The 17,212-nt window shown below is 73.4% G+C and carries 17 protein-coding genes; 4 read left to right on the top strand and 13 right to left on the bottom strand.

Annotated elements, in window-relative coordinates; translation table 11 throughout:
• Positions 1–154 precede the first annotated feature (154 nt).
• Complete coding sequence (locus tag MXD60_RS16365; protein ID WP_248820085.1) at positions 155–1,072, bottom strand: tetratricopeptide repeat protein; 918 nt, start codon at positions 1,070–1,072, stop codon at positions 155–157.
• Between the two features lie 174 nt (positions 1,073–1,246).
• Positions 1,247–1,543 carry an MTH1187 family thiamine-binding protein gene (locus MXD60_RS16360; RefSeq protein ID WP_248820082.1) on the bottom strand — a complete coding sequence of 99 codons (297 nt, stop codon included), beginning with the start codon at positions 1,541–1,543 and terminating at the stop codon, positions 1,247–1,249.
• A gap of 227 nt (positions 1,544–1,770) precedes the next feature.
• Here MXD60_RS16360 and MXD60_RS16355 point away from each other — a divergent pair, with 227 nt between their 5' ends.
• A complete protein-coding gene (locus MXD60_RS16355) occupies positions 1,771–3,468 on the top strand; it encodes an ATP-binding response regulator (protein WP_248820080.1) in 1,698 nt (565 codons plus the stop codon).
• 292 nt (positions 3,469–3,760) lie between these two features.
• Here the strand turns inward: MXD60_RS16355 and MXD60_RS16350 are convergent, their stop codons facing one another.
• From MXD60_RS16350 to MXD60_RS16330, 5 genes are all read right to left on the bottom strand, one after another.
• Complete coding sequence (locus MXD60_RS16350; RefSeq protein ID WP_248820078.1) at positions 3,761–4,228, bottom strand: cupin domain-containing protein; 468 nt, start codon at positions 4,226–4,228, stop codon at positions 3,761–3,763.
• A 64-nt stretch (positions 4,229–4,292) separates the two neighbouring features.
• Positions 4,293–5,291, bottom strand: a complete 999-nt coding sequence (meaB, locus tag MXD60_RS16345) for a methylmalonyl Co-A mutase-associated GTPase MeaB (RefSeq protein WP_248820077.1) — start codon at positions 5,289–5,291, stop codon at positions 4,293–4,295.
• 44 nt (positions 5,292–5,335) lie between these two features.
• Positions 5,336–6,520, bottom strand: coding sequence for an acetyl-CoA C-acetyltransferase (locus MXD60_RS16340; protein WP_248820076.1), 1,185 nt, complete (start codon positions 6,518–6,520; stop codon positions 5,336–5,338).
• Between the two features lie 69 nt (positions 6,521–6,589).
• On the bottom strand, positions 6,590–7,591 hold the full coding sequence (locus MXD60_RS16335; protein WP_248820075.1) for an FG-GAP repeat domain-containing protein: 1,002 nt from the start codon (positions 7,589–7,591) through the stop codon (positions 6,590–6,592).
• Complete coding sequence (locus MXD60_RS16330; RefSeq protein WP_044886710.1) at positions 7,588–8,145, bottom strand: SigE family RNA polymerase sigma factor; 558 nt, start codon at positions 8,143–8,145, stop codon at positions 7,588–7,590. The genes MXD60_RS16335 and MXD60_RS16330 overlap by 4 nt, the downstream gene beginning before the upstream one ends.
• 175 nt (positions 8,146–8,320) lie before the next feature.
• Between MXD60_RS16330 and ccrA the strand changes: the two genes are divergently transcribed.
• On the top strand, positions 8,321–9,670 hold the full coding sequence (gene ccrA / locus MXD60_RS16325) for a crotonyl-CoA carboxylase/reductase (RefSeq protein WP_248820074.1): 1,350 nt from the start codon (positions 8,321–8,323) through the stop codon (positions 9,668–9,670).
• 74 nt (positions 9,671–9,744) lie between these two features.
• Complete coding sequence (locus tag MXD60_RS16320) at positions 9,745–10,464, top strand: ATP synthase subunit B family protein (RefSeq protein WP_248820073.1); 720 nt, start codon at positions 9,745–9,747, stop codon at positions 10,462–10,464.
• Positions 10,465–10,489: 25 nt separating this feature from the next.
• Here the strand turns inward: MXD60_RS16320 and MXD60_RS16315 are convergent, their stop codons facing one another.
• The 3 genes from MXD60_RS16315 to MXD60_RS16305 all read right to left on the bottom strand — a co-directional run bounded on the left by MXD60_RS16315 (position 10,490) and on the right by MXD60_RS16305 (position 13,281).
• Positions 10,490–10,729, bottom strand: coding sequence for an Rv1322 family protein (locus MXD60_RS16315; protein WP_248820084.1), 240 nt, complete (start codon positions 10,727–10,729; stop codon positions 10,490–10,492).
• 35 nt (positions 10,730–10,764) lie between these two features.
• On the bottom strand, positions 10,765–11,349 hold the full coding sequence (locus tag MXD60_RS16310; RefSeq protein ID WP_248820072.1) for a YkvA family protein: 585 nt from the start codon (positions 11,347–11,349) through the stop codon (positions 10,765–10,767).
• Between the two features lie 171 nt (positions 11,350–11,520).
• Positions 11,521–13,281 carry a 3-hydroxyacyl-CoA dehydrogenase family protein gene (locus MXD60_RS16305; RefSeq protein ID WP_248820071.1) on the bottom strand — a complete coding sequence of 587 codons (1,761 nt, stop codon included), beginning with the start codon at positions 13,279–13,281 and terminating at the stop codon, positions 11,521–11,523.
• Between MXD60_RS16305 and MXD60_RS16300 the strand changes: the two genes are divergently transcribed.
• The gene (locus MXD60_RS16300) at positions 13,246–13,680 is read left to right on the top strand and encodes a hypothetical protein (RefSeq protein ID WP_248820070.1); all 435 of its coding nucleotides are present in this window, start codon (positions 13,246–13,248) and stop codon (positions 13,678–13,680) included. The two genes, MXD60_RS16305 and MXD60_RS16300, sit on opposite strands and share 36 nt — an antisense overlap.
• A 63-nt stretch (positions 13,681–13,743) precedes the next feature.
• Here MXD60_RS16300 and nucS read toward each other — a convergent pair whose 3' ends face one another.
• The 3 genes from nucS to MXD60_RS16285 form a co-directional block, all read right to left on the bottom strand.
• Positions 13,744–14,406 carry an endonuclease NucS gene (gene nucS, locus MXD60_RS16295; RefSeq protein ID WP_248820068.1) on the bottom strand — a complete coding sequence of 221 codons (663 nt, stop codon included), beginning with the start codon at positions 14,404–14,406 and terminating at the stop codon, positions 13,744–13,746.
• Positions 14,407–14,628: 222 nt separating this feature from the next.
• On the bottom strand, positions 14,629–15,153 hold the full coding sequence (locus tag MXD60_RS16290) for an HD domain-containing protein (RefSeq protein ID WP_248820066.1): 525 nt from the start codon (positions 15,151–15,153) through the stop codon (positions 14,629–14,631).
• Positions 15,134–17,158, bottom strand: coding sequence for an ethylmalonyl-CoA mutase (locus tag MXD60_RS16285; RefSeq protein ID WP_248820065.1), 2,025 nt, complete (start codon positions 17,156–17,158; stop codon positions 15,134–15,136). Before MXD60_RS16285 ends, MXD60_RS16290 begins: the two co-directional genes overlap by 20 nt.
• Positions 17,159–17,212: the final 54 nt, after the last annotated feature.

The following is a 17,212-nucleotide window of genomic DNA, read 5'->3' as shown; positions in this document are numbered from 1 at the left end:
CGAGCGCGTCGACGCCGACGCCGACGGTACGGTCGTCGAGGCCAGCGGGCCTCCACCCGTTGTGCCGTGCGGTCACGGCCCCCCCGGCGGCGGGGGGCCCCCCCCCCCCCCCCGCGCGCCCCCCCCCCCCCGCCCCCCCCGCGAGCGGGTCCACTCAGAACAGCGCCGCGGCCAGCGAGCGGCGGGCCGGGCCGACGGCCGGGTCGGCGTCGCTGAGTGCCTGGAAGAGATCCACGAGGTGGGCGCGGGCACGGTCGCGCTCCGGACCGGACGCGCGGCGCACGAAGTCGACGAGCCCCGCGAGGGCACCGGCGCTGTCGCCCTCGGCGATCCCCAGGTCCGCGGCCGCGATCGCGGCCTCGACATCGTCGGGGTTCGCCGCGGCCCGGGCGCGGACCTGCGCCGGGTCGAAGGCGTTGACGCGGCGCAGCAGCTCGGCGCGCGCGAGTCCGGTGAGTGCCTCCTGGTCTCCCGGCGCCTCCTCGAGCCGGGCCCGGTAGGACTCCGCCGCCGTCTCGATGTCGCCGCGAGCGAGCGCGGCCTCGGCGGCGGACAGGTGCGGGTCCTGCGCCTCGGCCGCCGAGGCGCCCGGCAGCCCGCCCGTTGCCTCGGCCACCATGGCGAGCAGCTGGTCGAGCCAGGAACGCACCTCACGCTCGGGCACCGCGCCGGTGAACTCGCCGATGATGCGCCCGCCGACGACCGCCTTCACCGCGGGGATGCCCTGCACGCCGGCCGCCTGGGCGAGGCCCGGATTGGCATCCACGTCGACCTTGGCGAGGATCCAGCTGCCGCCGTCCGCCACGGCCAGCTTCTCCAGCACGGGGCTGAGCTGCTTGCACGGGCCGCACCAGGAGGCCCAGAAGTCGAGCACGACGGGGACCTGCATCGAGCGGCTGACGACGTCGGTGGCGAAGCTCGCCTCGGTGACGTCGATGACGAGCGGGCCCGCGGCGGGCCCGGCGGCGCCGTTCGCGGCGGGGGCGGGACCCGCCGGCGGGGGCGGGGTCGCCGGCTTGGGGTCCAACGGGACCGCGCCGGCCAGACGCAGGCCGCCGAGGCTGTCGGGCAGGCGCCCGGGACCTCCCGGGCCTCCCGCACCTCGCGGCAATCCGGATGGGACTGGTGGCCTTCGTTGCATGCCTCCATGGTGACATCCGGCTGACCCCACGGACGCGCCGGCAGACGACTTTTCCGGGCCCGTAGTAACCCCTACCGGACCACGGGTGTTTCGCCGGACCGGCCGTCAGTCGCCGTCCAGGAGGCGGTCGACCCGCTCCACCTTGGTGTGCAGCGCGTCGGTGGCGCCGGGACGCAGGTCCGCCTTGAGCACGAGGCTGACCCGGCCCGAGCGGGCGGAGACCGCCTCGGTCGCCCGGCGCACGACGTCCATCACCTCGTCCCACTCGCCCTCGACGGTGGTGAACATGGCGTTCGTCTCGTGTGGCAGGCCGCTGGCCCGCACCACGCGGACCGCCTCGGCGACGAGTTCGGCGACGCCCTCGCCGGCTCCGATGGGGGTGACACTGAAGGCAACCAGCATGCGGTCAGACGTACCACGCCAGGGCCCCTGCCAGCCACGGTCCCGACGGCGCGCCTCACTCCCGCTACACCGGCAAATCCGGAGGGTCGGTAAGCTGTTGACATGTCACCAGAAGTCGCCGGTGGCACGCCGTCCGGGCGGCAACGCAAACCCGGGACAACGGGCTCTGACGGCACGCCCTACCATTGCCCGCCGTGGGGTGGAAGAAAACGGATGACGAGGCGTAGGTGGGGCCACGCACGTTGCTGGATGCGCTGACGGATCTGGCACTGATCGCCGGCGCGGACGGCCATGTCACCGACATGGGCGCCACCGCGCGCGAGTTCCTCGGCGAGCGGGTGCCGCGCCGCCCCCATCTACGCGACCTTCTCGAGGTGGTCGACCCCGCCCTGCGGGTGGCCCTGTCCGACGCGGTCGCTGCGGGCCTGGCCCAGGCGGGGCTGTGGCGGGGCTCGGTCGGGCTGGTCACCCTGGCCGGGATCACGGCCCCCCACCAGGTCACGGTGCGGCGTGATCCCGACGGCGGCGGCCTGGTCGTCATCGCCCGGGACACCTCCGACCAGCGCGCCCGGGAGATCGCCGAGACCGAGTCGCGGGCCAAGGACGAACTGATCGCACGCCTCGGCCACGAGCTGCGCACCCCGCTCAACGCGATGCTCGGCTTCGCCCAGCTGCTGGAACTCGAACCGCTCACCCCCGACCTGCACGACGACGTCGAGCGGATCATCACCGGCGGCCGGCACATGCAGGCGCTCATCGACGACGTGCTGGACCTGGCCCGGCTGCGGGCGGGGCGCGGCGACATCAACAAGGGCCCGGTGAACGTCCTCGACATCGTCACGGGCGTGGTGGAGCTGGTCGAGCCGCTCGCCGCCCAGCGCAGCATCCGCCGGGTGATCAGCCCGGCGGCGCCGCTGGTCGCCGACGCGGACCGCCGCCGGCTGTGGCAGGTGCTGCTGAACCTGGTCGGCAACGCGTTGAAGTACGGCCGGGAGGGCGGCTGCGTGCGCGTCGGCATCGTCCCGATCACCGGCTCCCGCATCCGCATCGAGGTCGAGGACGACGGCGTGGGCCTGTCGCCGCGGGCCATCGACCGGTTGTTCCGCCCGTTCGAACGGCTCGGCGCCGAGCGCAGCGGCATCGAGGGCAGCGGCCTCGGCCTCGCGCTGTCCCACGCCCTGGTGACGGCGATGGGCGGCGTGCTCACGGTCGCCAGCCGGCACGGCGTGGGCAGCGTGTTCGCCGTGATCCTCGACGCCGTCGACATGCGGTTCGAGGATCCCGATGCCGACGACGATGACGGCTTCGACGACCACCTCAACGGCTCCTACCGCGTCACCGGTTACGACGCCGGAGCCCACCGGTCGGGCGGCTACGGCAGCTACCACGGCTACGGCACCGGTGGCCCCTCGGCGGCTGGTCCCACCCACCTCTCCGGCCACGGTCCCGGGTTCGGCGGTGCCGCGCACGCCGGCGGTCCGGGCGAAGGCACCGCGGGCGGGGCGGGCCTGGGTGCGTCGGCCCGGCGCCCGGCACCGGAGGGCCTGCGGGTCGTGCACGTCAGCGGCGACCCCGCCGTGCGCTCGGCCGTCGCGCAGACGCTGGCCGAGACCCTCGGCGCCGACACCGTCACCGTTCCGCGCGCCGGCCTCGCCCTCGACGCGGTCCGCCGGGCCCGCCCGGCGTTCGTCCTGCTCGACCACGAGCTGCCGGACGCGACCGCACCGGAGCTGCTCGCCGAGCTCGCCGCGGACCCGACCGCGGCCGCGATCCCCGCGCTCGTCCTCACCGAGGACGCCGATCCGCAGGAGCGCGCCGGGCTGCGCCGCGCCGGGGCGCTCGACGTCCTCGACCTTCCGCTGGTCCCGGCGAGCCTGACCGCGGCCACGACCGCCCTGACCGTCGTCGCGTCAGCACCCCGCTAGAGGGACCGCGCACGCTTCCAGCTGGTCGCTCCAGGGGCACGGCGTCCGGTTTGCCCACACGGAACGGCCAGCCGCGCTGTCGGCTGGCCGCATGCCCCCGCCATGATCGGCCGGACCCGGCCTAGCGCCGCGCCCACGGCCCTTCCCGGGTCACGTTGGTTCCTCTGTATGGTTTCCGGGTCCGGTTTGGCCGTACAGAGCGACCATGGCGACCCAGGGCCCTGATCGACCAGGCCGATCACGCCCGGTCATCCCAACCGGCCGGCGACGACCCTCGCCCCGCCAGCAGGGGTCAGTCCGGCGGGGCGGACTCATCGAGCAGTTCGAAGTCGGCGAAGTCGAAGCCGGGCGCGACGACGCAGCCGACGAGGACCGCCCGCCCGCCGGTGGGCACCGCGGTCTGCCACTGCCCGGCCGGCACGACGACCTGCGGCACCTCGCTGCCGGAGGCGTCCGGGCCGAGCAGGGCGATCTCCCCCGGCACCGGCCGCTCGCCCGCGCCGCCGAGGGTGAGCTCCAGCCCGCCGCCGCCCTGCCAGAGCCAGATCTCCGCGGAGGCCACCCGATGCCACCGGGAAATCTCTCCCGGGGGCAGCAGGAACAGGATGGACGTCATCACGGGCCGACGGCCGCCGTGCGCGTCGATGAGATCGGGGCTGGCCCATGTCCGCCGGTACCAGCCGCCCTCGGGATGCGGTACCAGGCCGAGCGCGGCGATCAGATCGCCGGCGGGGACGTCCGGATCGTCGAGTCGGACCATCGTCAGCTCCTCTCCGCCGGTGTCGGTTCCGCCGGGGTCCTCCAGCGGCTCAGCTCCGCCGGGGTCAGCGAGTCGCCGGTGGTTCGCCGGGCGCCGTCGCCATCTCGGCCAGCAGCCGGCGGGCGGCCGACCACGGGTCGACGGTACCGGCGGTGGCCGCGCGGGCGAGCTCGGCCAGCCGGGCCTGGTGCTCCGGGGCGGCGAGGCGCTCCCGCACGGCGTGCAGGGTCAGGCCGCGGATCTCGTCGGCCGCCCGGGTGAGCCGCCGGCGGTCCAGCCCGCCGGTCGCGACAAGGTGGCGGCGGTGCTCGGCGATCCGCTCGACCAGGTCGTCGACGCCCTGCCCGTGGGCGGCGGCGAGCCGGACGACGGCCGGCCGCCGGTCGTCGTCGCGCATCCGGGTCATCGCGGTCAGGTCCGTGACGGTGCGTTCGGCGCCGGGCTGGTCGACCTTGTTCACCACCAGCACGTCGGCGATCTCCAGCAGGCCGGCCTTGACCGCCTGCACGCCGTCGCCGGCGCCGGGGGCGAGCAGCACGCAGGTGGTGTCCGCGAGCGAGGCGATGTCGATCTCCGCCTGGCCGACGCCGATCGTCTCGACGATGATCAGATCGAACCCGGCGGCGTCCAGGACGCGCAGCGCCTGCGCGGCGGCGATGGCGAGCCCGCCGAGGCTGCCCCGGCTGGCGAGGGAGCGGACGAAGACGCCGGGGTCACCGGCGTGCTCGGTCATCCGCACCCGGTCCCCGAGCAGCGCGCCGCCGCTGAGCGGGGAGGACGGGTCGACGGCGAGCACGCCGACGCGGCGCCCGGCGTCCCGGTAGGCCCGTACCAGCGCGCTCGTGGTGGTCGACTTGCCGACGCCCGGGGCACCCGTGAGCCCGACGACCTCGGCGGCACCGCTGTGCGGCGCCAGGGCGGCACCGATCGCCTGCCAGCGGGCGGGGGCGTTCTCGACCAGGGACAGCAGCCGGGCCACGGCGAGACGCTCACCGCCGACCGCCCCGGCAACCAGCCGCGCCAGCTCGTCGCACCGCCCGCCCGCGGCCGGACTGCCAGCCACCGGACTGGCATCCACCGCGCTGCCATCCACCGGGCGCGGGGCGATCAGGCCGGGACGCGCAGCACCAGAGCGTCGCCCTGGCCGCCGCCGCCGCACAGACCGGCGGCACCGATCCCGCCGCCGCGCCGGGCCAGCTCCTTGACCAGGGTCAGTGCGACCCGCGCGCCGGAGGCGCCGAGCGGGTGGCCGATGGCGATCGCGCCGCCGTTGACGTTGACGATGTCCGCGCTGATCCCGAGTTCCCGCAGCGACTGGATCGACACCGCGGCGAACGCCTCGTTGATCTCCACGAGGTCGAGGTCGGCGGGGGTGAGCCCCTCCTTGGCCAGCGCGGCGAGGATGGCGTTCGACGGCTGGGAGTGCAGCGTCGCGTCCGGGCCGGCGACGAAGCCGTGGTGGCCGACCTCGGCGAGGATCGGCAGGCCGAGCTCCTCGGCCTTGGCCCGGCTGGCCACGACGACCGCGGCGGCGCCGTCGGAGAGCTGCGAGGCGGAGCCGGCGGTGATGGTGCCGTCCTTGCCGAAGGCGGCGCGCAGCCGGGACAGGCTCTCGACGGTCGTGTCGGCGCGCACCCCCTCGTCGGCGCTGATCACCAGCGGCTCACCGCGCCGCTGCGGCACGGTGACGGGCACGATCTCGTCGTCGAACAGGCCGTTCTTGGCGGCGGCGGCGGCCCGCTGGTGCGAACGAGCGGCGAACTCGTCCTGCGCGGCCCGCTCGATGCCGAGGCGGCCGTTGTGCCGGTCGGTGCTGGCCCCCATGGAGACCTGGTCGAACGCGCAGACCAGACCGTCGGCGTCGATGGTGTCGACGACGCCCGTGTCGCCGTACTTCACCCCGCCGCGCAGCGAGCGCAGCAGGTGCGGCGCCGCGGTCATCGACTCCATGCCGCCCGCGACGACGAGGTCGAACTCGCCGGCGGCGATGTAGGTGTCGGCGAGGGCGATCGCGTCGAGGCCGGACAGGCACAGCTTGTTGATCGCGATGGCCGGCACGCCCATCGGAATGCCGCCGTTGACCGCGGCCTTGCGGGCCGCGTTCGGACCCGCACCGGCCTGGAGCGCGTGACCCATGATCACATAGTCGATCTGGTCGCCACCGAGCCCGGACCGCTCCAGCGCGGCCCTGATCGCGAAACCACCCAGGTCAGCCGCGGAGAAGCTCTTCAGCGCTCCGGACAGCTTCCCGATCGGTGTTCGCGCGCCGCCCACGATCACGGAACCTGGCATGGCTGCCTCCTCGTCGTCGCCCCTCGACGACGAGGATAACCTGATCTTCCTGCCGGTGCCCGCTCCGGCTCAGGACAGGGCTCCGCAGGAGGCGACGAAGGGCGAGGTGTCCGAGGGCAGTCGCACGGCGCTGGAGGCGGTGTCGCCCGGGGACAGGCCGTCCGCGGTCAGGTCGAGCGTGGTGGTCGTCACGGTGAACTGGCTGCCGTCGGTGGACGTGCCCGCGGCGATCTGCAGGGTGCGGTCGCCGCAGCGGAAGCCGCTGGCCACGTTGCCGTGGACGCCGGCGGAGAGGGCGAGACCGTCTGGCAGGGCCACCAGGACGACCTGGTCGAGGCTGACGTAGCGCAGCAGGGCGTAGCTCCTGACCCCGTTACTCGCCCCGGTCTGCACCAGCAGCTCACCGAAGCCGTCGCCGTCGATGTCGACGACCGCGCTGTTGAGCGGGGTGCTGATGGAGGTCAGGGGGATCTTCGCGACCTGGTTGTCCCGGGAGAACCCGATCTGCAGGGTGGTGCCGTCGGTGGCCACGCCGACGGTGTCGGGATGGCCGTCACCATCGATGTCGTTCACCCCCGCGGGCTTCGCCGCCGGCGTCGGAAGCTGCGGGCTGTCGAGGCCGCCCGGCCCCGCGGACGCCGAGGCAGCGGGCCGGGACGGGCTGATGGTCGGCGTCGCGGGCGTGGTCGCCGGGGCCGAGCTGCGCGGCGTCGCCGGGTTCGTCGGCAGGTGGGTGGCCGACCCCGAACCGCCGCCGGAGCCGCCGCCCTGACTCGATCCGCCGGGGACCTGCACTGCGCCGGTGCTCGACGGTTCGGTGTAGTAGGTGGGCATCACCGGCGGCGCCGCGGGCTCGACGACCTGGTTGGAGGGGCTCGGCCGGATCGCCACCACGGCCAGCCCGATGAGCACGGCCATCACCATTCCGCCGACGGTGAAGACCGGCAGGCGCCACCGACGGCGGCGGGCGACCCCGGCCTGGATGCGCCGGTAGGCATCCGGAGAGGGCCGAACGGGCTCGACCGCCTCGCTCAGCAGGCGGGCGAGCTCGTCGGGTTCCAGCGCACTCACCGCAGGCCCTCCAGCTTGCCGCTCAACGCGGACAACCCTCGGGACGTGTACGCCTTCACCGAGCCGACGCTGCACCCCATCACGGCCGCCGCGTCCGCCTCGGACATGTCGGCGTAGTAGCGCAGGACGACCGCCTCCCGCTGGCGCCTCGGCAGCTCCCGCAGTGCCTGGATGACGGCGGCCCGCTCGACCAGAGAGTAGGCCCCCTCCTCCGCGCTGGCCGCATCGGGCATCGGCTTGGGGGCGTGCTTGAGAGCCACGAGTCGACGACGCAGCGTGGAACGTGCGAGATTGACGACCGTCTGGCGAAGGTAGGCCAGGGCCTTGTCCCGGTCCTGCAGGCGACCCCAGGCCCCGTGAACCCGGATATAGGCGTCCTGGACGACCTCTTCACACAGGCCGACGTCATCCAGCAGCAGCGCGGCGAGACGCACCAGTGACCGGTAGTGCTCGGAGTACAAGGCGGTCAGGGCGGCATCCGCGTCCCGCGCGACGTCGCTACGGGCGGCGTCGCTCCGCGCAGGCACGGGCCGCCACCCCTCCACGACTGTCATGGGCACGGTCACACCACGTTGGACGCGGGCCTCGCCCTCGAAGTTGTCCCGAACGTTCTATCGCGTCGCGCACGAAACAGACAGCCCCCACATCCCGCGACACCACTGGACCCATTGGCAACTCCCGCTGCAGTACGTCCCGCCACACCCACACCCACACCGCCGGAGGTCGACCGTGAAGGAGATCGTCGAGGCGATCATCGCCGCGAACCCGCCGTCCGATGCCCGGCGGGCGGAGTTCGCCGGGTTCGAGATACCCGAGTCCTACCGCGGCGTGGTGGTGCGCCGCGGCGAGATCGGAATGTTCGACGGGACGCCGTCGCGGGAGAAGGACCCGCGCCGCTCGCTGCACGTCGACGAGGTGCCCACGCCCGAGGTCGGCCCCGGGGAGGCGCTTGTCGCGGTCATGGCCTCCTCGGTGAACTACAACACGGTGTGGACGTCGATCTTCGAGCCGGTGCCGACGTTCGGCTTTCTGTCTCGGTACGGCCGGACGTCCGCCCTCGCCGCCCGACATGACCAGCCTTACCACGTCGTGGGGTCCGATCTTGCCGGAGTCGTGCTGCGGACAGGGCCGGGCGTGCATGTCTGGTCCCCCGGGGACGAGGTGGTGGCGCACTGCCTGTCGGTCGAACTGGAACGCGCGGACGGTCACAACGACACGATGCTGGATCCGGAGCAACGGATCTGGGGTTTCGAGACGAACTTCGGTGGCCTGGCCGAACTCGCCCTCGTCAAGGCCAACCAGCTCATGCCCAAACCCACCCATCTCACCTGGGAGGAGGCCGCGGTACCCGGTCTGGTCAACTGCACCGCCTACCGCCAGCTCGTGTCGGCGAACGGCGCGGGGATGAAGCAGGGCGACGTCGTGCTCGTCTGGGGCGCCTCCGGCGGACTGGGCTCGTACGCGACCCAGCTGGCGCTGCACGGCGGCGCGATCCCGGTCTGCGTGGTCTCCTCGCCGCGCAAGGCGGAGATCTGTCGGTCCCTCGGCGCCGAGCTGATCATCGACCGGGCGGCCGAGGACTACCGGTTCTGGCGCGACGAGCACACCCAGGACCCGAAGGAGTGGAAGCGGTTCGGCCAACGCATCCGCGAGCTCACCGGCGGTGACGATCCCGACATCGTCTTCGAGCACCCCGGCCGGGAGACGTTCGGTGCCTCGATCTACGTCACCCGCCGCGGCGGGACCATCGCGACCTGCGCGTCGACGAGCGGCTTCCTGCACGAGTACGACAACCGCCATCTGTGGATGAACCTCAAGCGGATCGTCGGCTCGCACTTCGCCAACTACCGGGAGGCATGGGAGGCCAACCGGCTCATCGCCCGGGGGGCGATCCACCCCACCCTCTCCCGGGTGTACCGGCTTACCGAGACGGGCCAGGCCGCCTTCGATGTGCACAGCAACACACACCAGGGCAAGGTCGGGGTACTCTGTCTCGCGCCGGCCGAGGGGCTGGGTGTACGCGACACTGCGTTGCGAGCCCGTCACCTGGCCGCAATCAACCGTTTCCGCGGCGTGTAGCCAGGGAAATCGCGACGAGCCCGAAGGCCGGCTGGCGGCACGAACGCCCAGGCGGTCTGGGATGCTGAGGTCCTATGACCGAACACACCGATCTCATCCCGATGGCCGGCGAGACCGATGGGCCCCCAGCCTTTGATCTGGTGCGCCGTGGCTACGACCCCAATCAGGTAACCCACCATGTCAACTGGCTCGTCGAGCAGCTGCGCGAGGCCGAGGCCCACCGGGCGGCGGCCGAGGCCGCCGCGTCGGAGGCAGCCAGCGAGGCGGCGCGCGTCCGTGACGACCTGGCCGCCAACCGCCCCGCGTGGGAGGAGTTCGGCGGCCGGGTGACGCAGATCCTCCAGCTCGCCGAGGAGGAGGCGGCCACCGTCCGCGCCGAACGAACCCGCGAGGCGGAGGCGCAGCTCGAGGAGGCCCGCCGGATCGTCACCGAGGCGGAGGCCGCGCGAGAGAAGACCCTGCGCGACGCCGACGGGCAGGCCGCCTCGATCGTGTCCACCGCCCGCGGCGAGGCCGAGCGGATCGTGGAGATCGCCCGGTCCACGGCGGCGACGGCCGAGGACGAGTCCAAGCGGCGCCTGGCCGACCTGGAACGCCAGCGCGAGCAGGTGAACACGCAGCTCTCCACGCTGCGTGACCAGGTCACCACGCAGCTCGGCGCGCTGCGCGACAAGCTCACCGCCGCCAGCGCCTCGATCGCCTCCATCGAGGCCGCGCCAGAACACCGGGCAATCACCGCCGAACCGACGGCCGCGCTGCCGGCGCCCGCCAGCGCCAGCGTGCGCGGGGTCTGATCGGCATCGCGGCGCCGGCTCGCGGTCAGCCCGCGTCCGGCGGGAGCCGGGCCGCCCGGCAGCGCCGGTCCCAACATGGCCGGTGCCAGTGCCGGCGGTTGTCGACCCGGTCGGGCGGCCACACGACCAGATGGGGCGTTCCCGGGTTGATCTCATGATCACACCCGGGACACCGGTAGACCTTCGTCGACGCGGCCCCGCTGAGCGGGCGCACCGTCCATTCGCCGTCCCGCAGCCGCACGACCGGATCCGGCGTCCACCAGATTCGCGGCCGCTCGGGGCGGCGGCGCGCCCGGCGGGTCACTTCCCGCGCGAGAATCCACCCGGCCGGCCGGAGCGCCCCCGCCGCGCCCCCCGCTCCCGCCCGTCGGCCGTGCCCGCGTCGCTCGCGCTGGCCACGTCGGCCCGGCCCAGCACCTCGCCGTCGACGATCCGGTCGGGGTCGCCCGCCGGCCCGGCGGGCGTGGACGTCACGCCCCGGAACCGGTCCAGGCCGGCCGTGACGAGGGACCGGGCAAGCTTCGCCTTGCGCACCGCTCCCGCCGGGCTGGCGAGCGCCGACGAAGCGCCGATCAACACCTGAAACCCGCGGTCACTGCCCCGCCAGTGCTCACGCAGGATCGGCTCGCCGGCACCGACGACGAGGCGACGGAACGCGAAGGCCACGATGGCGACATCGTCCAGCTGGCCGACGACCGGGATCATGTTCGTCAACCGGTTCTTCGGCGAGGCCAGGTAGGCCAGCGCCGCGGCGGCCTCCACCTTCGCCGAATGGGGCACCCGCGGATCGGCCACCACCCGACGCAGCATGAGCACAAGATCGGGAACGAACATCGCGATCTCCCGGCCCAGCGCTCGCGCAGTGTCCTTGTCGAGCGTCACCATGCCGCCGAGTCGCCTCCCGCATCCGCCACCAGTCGGACCTTCCCGCCGGACGCCGGCACCCGCGCCGTGCGCCGTGCGCCGTGCGCCGACTCTTCCCGCCAACCGCTGACATTGTAGTAGGCCAGCCGATCGGACCGGGACGGCGCGACCACTGATGATCTGGCGCGACGGTCAGCGCCGAGGATGCTCGCGGAAACCCCGTCCGGCCTTACGACCGAGGAAGCCGGCCCGGACGAGGTGCTCCAGCAGCGGGGCGGGAACGTAGGCGGGCTCACGGAACTGCTCGTACAGGGAACGGGTGATCGCCAGCGTCACGTCGAGGCCGACCACGTCGGCGAGGGCGAACGGGCCCAGTGGATGACCGCAGCCGACGGTCATCGCCGTGTCGATGTCGTCGATGGTCGCGTAGTTCGCCTCCACCATCCGCACGGCGTCGTTGAGGTACGGGAACAGCAGCGCGTTGACGATGAACCCGGCCCGGTCGGCGCAGCGCACCGGATGCCGCCCGGCCGCGCGGGCCAGTCCGAGCACCGCCGCGATCGCAGGCGCTCCGGTCAGCACGGTCGGCACGATCTCGACGAGGCGCATCGCCGGCGCGGGGTTGAACCAGTGCATGCCGACGACGTCCGCGGGCCGGCTGGTCGCCATGGCGCAGTCGATGACGGGTAGCGACGACGTGGTGGTCGCGAGGATCGCGCCCGCCCGGGCCACCTTGTCGAGGTCGGTGAACAGCTCACGCTTGACCGCCAGATCCTCGACGACGGCCTCGAGGACGAGATCGCAGGTGCCGAGATCGCCGAGGTCGGTGGTGGCCCGCAGCCGGCTCACCGCGCCGTCGCGATCCCGCTCCGAGAGCCGGCCCTTCGCGACCGCCGCGTCCAGCGACGCCTGCACCCGCGCCCGCACCCCGTCGGCGGCGTCCGGGCGCCGGGCCCGCACGACGACCTCGTGGCCCGATCGGGCGAGGACCTCCGCGATCCCCAGCGCCATCGTGCCGCTGCCGACCACGCCCACCGTCCGCACCGGCGGCCCCGCCTCGCCGCTGCCCGCTCCCCCGGCCGCCGCCGCGGCCCCGGTGGCGACCCTTGCCCCGGTGGCGACCACCTCGCCGGAATCCGGCGCCGCGTAGGTGTAGAAGCCGCGGCCCGCCTTGCGTCCCAGCAGGCCGGCGGCGACGAGCTGGCCGAGCAGCGGTGCCGGGGCGTGCCGACGGTCGCCGGTCTGCTCGTACATCGACGCCAGGATCGCCTGCGCCGCGTCCAGGCCGATCAGGTCGAGCAGGGCCAGCGGACCCATCGGATGCCCGCAGCCCAGCCGCATCGCCGCGTCGACGTCCTCCTGGGTGGCGAAGCGGGACTCGACCATCCGCACGGCGTTGTTGAGGTAGCCGAACAGCAGCGCGTTCACGATGAACCCAGCCCGGTCCGCCGCGACGACGGCGGTCTTGCCGGCCGCCTCGGCCAGCGACACCACGGCCGCGAGGGCGTCGGGATCGGTCACCACCGTGCGCACGACCTCGACCAGGCGCATCACCGGCGCCGGATTGAACCAGTGCATGCCCAGTACCCGGGCGGGCCGGCCGGTCCCCGCCGCGAGCTCGGTCACCGACAGCGAGCTGGTGTTCGTCACCAGCACGGTCGCCGGCGGGCAGAGGGTGTCCAGCCGTGCGAGCAGGGCCGCCTTGGCGTCCATCCGCTCGTCGATCGCCTCGATCACCAGGTCGCAGTCGGCGACGGCGGCCAGGTCGGTGCCCAGGTCGAGGCGGGCGAGCAGGTCCTCGCGGGCCGGTGGATCGAGCTGGCCGTGGCCCTGCGCCCGGTCCAGGGAGTGCGCCAGGCGCGCGCGGGCCCGGCGCAGGGATTCGAAGTCCCGTTCCACTCCGACCACGGCGAGGTCATGGCGGGCGAGGGCTTCGACGATCCCGGCGCCCATCGTGCCGAGGCCGACCACGGCGATCCGCCGGCCGCCGGCACCACCGTGCGCACGTTGCTGGCGAGACTCGTGCTGGTGGGGGGACTCGTGCTGCGGAGAGGACCCGTGCTGCTGCGAAGACCCGTGCTGCTGGGCGGACCCGTGCTGCTGGGCGGACTCGGCCATGCCACGCTCCTGCACGTCATCGCCGGCCGCGTGGTCGCGCACGCGGGGCGGTCGGAGGCGAACCGCGGACGCGCCGATTCTCGCAGTGTTTCCACGAGCCGGCCCGAGATCGGCCGCGGTGGTATCCGGCCCGCAATCACCTGGTTCGACCCGGCTATTCACCACCAGATCCGGCTGGCCTGGGCGCCGGAATTAGTGCACCAGGTATCAGGAAAACGCGCCGGAAAGACCTGACGGCCTGTCGGAAGCGCGCCGCCCGACGCCTTCCCCACGCCCCCCGGAAAACCGCCGAAACCCTCAGAACAGGGTCGGAATGGACGGTTCCAGGCCGCGTAGTTCGTCGTAGTCGACGGTGGCACAGCCCAGGCCGCGGTCAGCGGCCAGCAGCCGCGCCTGCGGGGTGATGGACTGGGCGGCGAGGATTCCCCGCACCGGATGCGGCAGGGCCGGGTCGTCCTCCAGGCGGGCGAGGTAGCGGGTCAGCTGCTCGACCCCGTCGATCTCGCCCTTCCGCTTGATCTCGACGGCGACCGTGGCGCCGTCACTGTCCCGGCAGAGCAGGTCCACCGGTCCGATGCCGGTCTCGTACTCGCGGCGCACCAGGCTCAGGCCCGGCGCGATCGCGTCCGGCCGATCCGCGAGCAGGACCTGGAGATGGGCCTCGACGCCGTCCTTGCGCAGCCCCGGGTCGACCCCGAGCTCGTGCGACGAGTCGTGCAGGATCTCCTCGACGGTGATGACGAGCTGCTCCGCGGCCTTGTTCGTCACCCGCCAGACGCCCTCTTCCTCGGCGATGACGCACGGCGGACTCATCCAGTTCAGCGGCTTGTACGCCCGGCCGTCGGCGTGGATCGACACCGATCCGTCCGCCTTGACGAGCAGCAGTCGCACCGCGCTCGGCAGATGGGCGGTGAGCCGCCCCACATAGTCCACACTGCACCGAGCAATGACGAGCCGCATGCGGTCACGGTATCGCGGGCGGTCCGTCCCCCTCCGACCAGGCGGCGGGCCCACCGGGTGGTCCATCTCCCGGACCGGCCCGGATCTCCATGCAACAACTCGTTCCGGTCGCGGGTCAGGCGCTGGCACTCCGTCTCCCCGCCGGGCGGTGGCTCCCGGCGATCACTGCGCCTCGGCACCGCCGGGTGCCGCCGGCCGGGCCTGGATCTCCCGACCCTGGATCTACCGACCCTGGATCTTCCGGCCTTGGATCTCCCGGTCAAGGACGAGGTCGTCCAGCAGCGCGCGCCGGTCGACGTAGCGGGCGGCGAGCCGCGCGGACTGCTCGGCGTCGAGGCGGCCCAGGCGGCTCGGATTGGAGTTGTCCTGCATGTCGGCCAGCTTCACGACCACGGCCAGCGGATCCGCCGCGACCCTGGCCAGGTAGTCCCGCGTCGACTCGTCGGGCCGGTGGGACAGCGCGTCCACCGCGGCCACGACCCGTGCGGGGTAGCCGGCCGCGGTCAGGTCGGCGATGGTGGTGTCGCTGTCCTCGACGACGTCGTGCAGGATCGCGGCGAACCGGGCGGCCAGCGGGTCGACGCCGGCCGGCCCGGCGGTGCGGGCGACGGTCGCCATGACCCGCAGCGGATGGCCGATGTACTCGTCACCAGCCTTGTCGACCTGCCCGGCGTGGATCCGGGTAGCGAAGGCGATCGCGTCGTCCAGGGTCGGTGCGGGAACCGGGTCAGCCGTGGTCAAGACCATGCCTCGACCGTACGACGCGTAGAATGTCACGGATTATGGCGTCCAGCGCGTAGTCGCGAGGAGTGAAGATGCCGGCGACGCCGAGCTCTTCGAGCCGCCGCGCGTCGGCCGGCGGGATGATCCCGCCGACGACCACGGGTATCTCCTGGGCGCCGGCGGCCCGCAACCCGTCGAGCACGTCGGGCACCAGGTCGAGATGCGCGCCGGAGAGAATCGACAGCCCGACCAGATGGACGTCCTCCTCCACCGCAGCCGCCACGATCTGCGCCGGGGTCAGCCGGATGCCCTGGTAGACGACCTCGAATCCGGCGTCCCGGGCACGCACGGCGATCTGCTCCGCGCCGTTGGAATGCCCGTCGAGGCCGGGCTTGCCGATCAGCAGCTTCACCGGCCGGCCCAGTTCCGCCCGGGTGCGCGCGACGAGGTCCCGCAGCTCGCCGGACCCGGTGCCGGCCGTGGCGCCCGCCGCGCCGCTCACCCCGGTCGGTGCCCGGAACTCACCGAAGACCTCCCGCAGGGTGTCCGCCCACTCCCCCGTGGTCACCCCGGCCCGCACACAGGCCAGCGTCGGGGGTACCAGGTTCGCCGTCGTCGCGGCGGTGGCCCGCAGCCGCGCGAGCGCCTCGCGGACGGCCGCCGGGTCGCGCCGCGCCCGCCAGCCCGCGAGCGCGTCGACCGCGGCCTGCCCGGCCGCCGCGTCGACCGGCTGGACAGCCGCGTCGAGCTCGGCGAGCAGTGGGTTCGGCTCCGTCTCGACGAACCGGTTCACGCCGACGACGACGTCCTGACCGCCCTCGATCCGGGCCCGGCGCTCGGCCTGCGCGGACACCAGCGCCGACTTGAGGTAGCCGCTTTCGACCGCGGCCACCGCGCCGCCCATCGCCTGCACCCGGTCGATCTCCTCCCGGGCCTGGCCGACCAGCTCGTCGACCCGCTTCTCGACGACGACGGAACCGGCGAACAGGTCCTCGTGCTCCAGCAGGTCGGTCTCGTAGGCGAGGATCTGCTGGATCCGCAGCGACCACTGCTGGTCCCAGGGCCGGGGCAGGCCCAGCGCCTCGTTCCAGGCCGGTAGCTGCAGCGCCCGGCACCGCGCGTTCTTCGACAGCGTGACGCCGAGGGTCTCCAGCACGATCCGGATGATGTTGTTCTCGGGCTGGGCCTCGGTCAGGCCGAGCGAGTTGACCTGCACGCCGTAGCGGAAGCGCCGCGCCGCCGGGTCGTCCACCCCGTACCGGCTGACCAGCAGGTCGTCCCACAGCCGCACGAACGCCCGCATCTTGCACATCTCCTCGACGAAACGCTCCCCCGCGTTGACGAAGAAGGAGATGCGGGCACAGATGTCCGCCATGCTCCGCGCGGGCGCGTTCCCCCCGGCCGGCGCCGGGGCGGCGGCGACGGCGTCGAGCACGGCGATCGCCGAGCAGATCGAGAAGGCGAGCTCCTGCACCGGCGTCGCCCCGGCCTCCTGCAGGTGGTAGCTGCAGATGTTGATCGGGTTCCAGCGGGGCAGTTCCGCCACCGTGTAGGCGATCAGGTCGGTGACCAGCCGCAACGACGGCCCGGGCGGGAAGACGTACGTCCCGCGGGAGAGGTACTCCTTGATGATGTCGTTCTGCGTCGTGCCGGCCAGCGCCGCCGGATCGGCCCCCTGCTCCTGCGCGACGACCTGGTAGAGCGCGAGCAGCCACATCGCCGTCGCATTGATTGTCATCGACGTGTTCATCCGGTCCAGCGGAATGCCGTCGAACAGCTGGCGCATGTCCCCGACATGCGCGATCGGCACGCCGACCCGGCCGACCTCGCCGCGGGCCAGCGGGTGGTCGGGGTCGTAGCCGGTCTGGGTCGGCAGGTCGAACGCCACCGACAGGCCCGTCTGGCCCTTCGCGAGGTTGCGCCGGTACAGCGCGTTGCTCTGCGCCGCGCTGGAATGGCCCGCGTAGGTCCGGAAGATCCACGGCCGGTCCCGATCCCGCTGCGCCGCGCCGCTGGACACCTCGGTCATCGCCACCGCCTCCCTGGATGCCAGATCGCAGTGAGACTAGCTCCGCCCCGCCGG

This window comes from Frankia sp. AgB32 (genome assembly GCF_023243045.1).
GTDB lineage: Bacteria > Actinomycetota > Actinomycetes > Frankiales > Frankiaceae > Frankia.
The sequence above is the reverse complement of the archived record's forward strand: the minus strand, read 5'-3'. Positions and strand labels throughout refer to the sequence as shown.

What these genes read in the sequence shown, in the direction of transcription:
- nucS (WP_248820068.1), bottom strand. Translation starts at nt 14,406, where the DNA reads ATGCGGCTCGTCATTGCTCGGTGCAGTGTGGACTATGTGGGGCGGCTC.
- MXD60_RS16285 (WP_248820065.1), bottom strand. Translation starts at nt 17,158, where the DNA reads ATGACCGAGGTGTCCAGCGGCGCGGCGCAGCGGGATCGGGACCGGCCG.
- MXD60_RS16330 (WP_044886710.1), bottom strand. Translation starts at nt 8,145, where the DNA reads ATGACAGTCGTGGAGGGGTGGCGGCCCGTGCCTGCGCGGAGCGACGCC.
- MXD60_RS16290 (WP_248820066.1), bottom strand. Translation starts at nt 15,153, where the DNA reads ATGGTCTTGACCACGGCTGACCCGGTTCCCGCACCGACCCTGGACGAC.
- MXD60_RS16300 (WP_248820070.1), top strand. Translation starts at nt 13,246, where the DNA reads ATGGCGGGCGAGGGCTTCGACGATCCCGGCGCCCATCGTGCCGAGGCC.
- MXD60_RS16320 (WP_248820073.1), top strand. Translation starts at nt 9,745, where the DNA reads ATGACCGAACACACCGATCTCATCCCGATGGCCGGCGAGACCGATGGG.
- MXD60_RS16310 (WP_248820072.1), bottom strand. Translation starts at nt 11,349, where the DNA reads ATGGTGACGCTCGACAAGGACACTGCGCGAGCGCTGGGCCGGGAGATC.
- MXD60_RS16305 (WP_248820071.1), bottom strand. Translation starts at nt 13,281, where the DNA reads ATGGGCGCCGGGATCGTCGAAGCCCTCGCCCGCCATGACCTCGCCGTG.
- MXD60_RS16350 (WP_248820078.1), bottom strand. Translation starts at nt 4,228, where the DNA reads ATGGTCCGACTCGACGATCCGGACGTCCCCGCCGGCGATCTGATCGCC.
- MXD60_RS16360 (WP_248820082.1), bottom strand. Translation starts at nt 1,543, where the DNA reads ATGCTGGTTGCCTTCAGTGTCACCCCCATCGGAGCCGGCGAGGGCGTC.
- MXD60_RS16340 (WP_248820076.1), bottom strand. Translation starts at nt 6,520, where the DNA reads ATGCCAGGTTCCGTGATCGTGGGCGGCGCGCGAACACCGATCGGGAAG.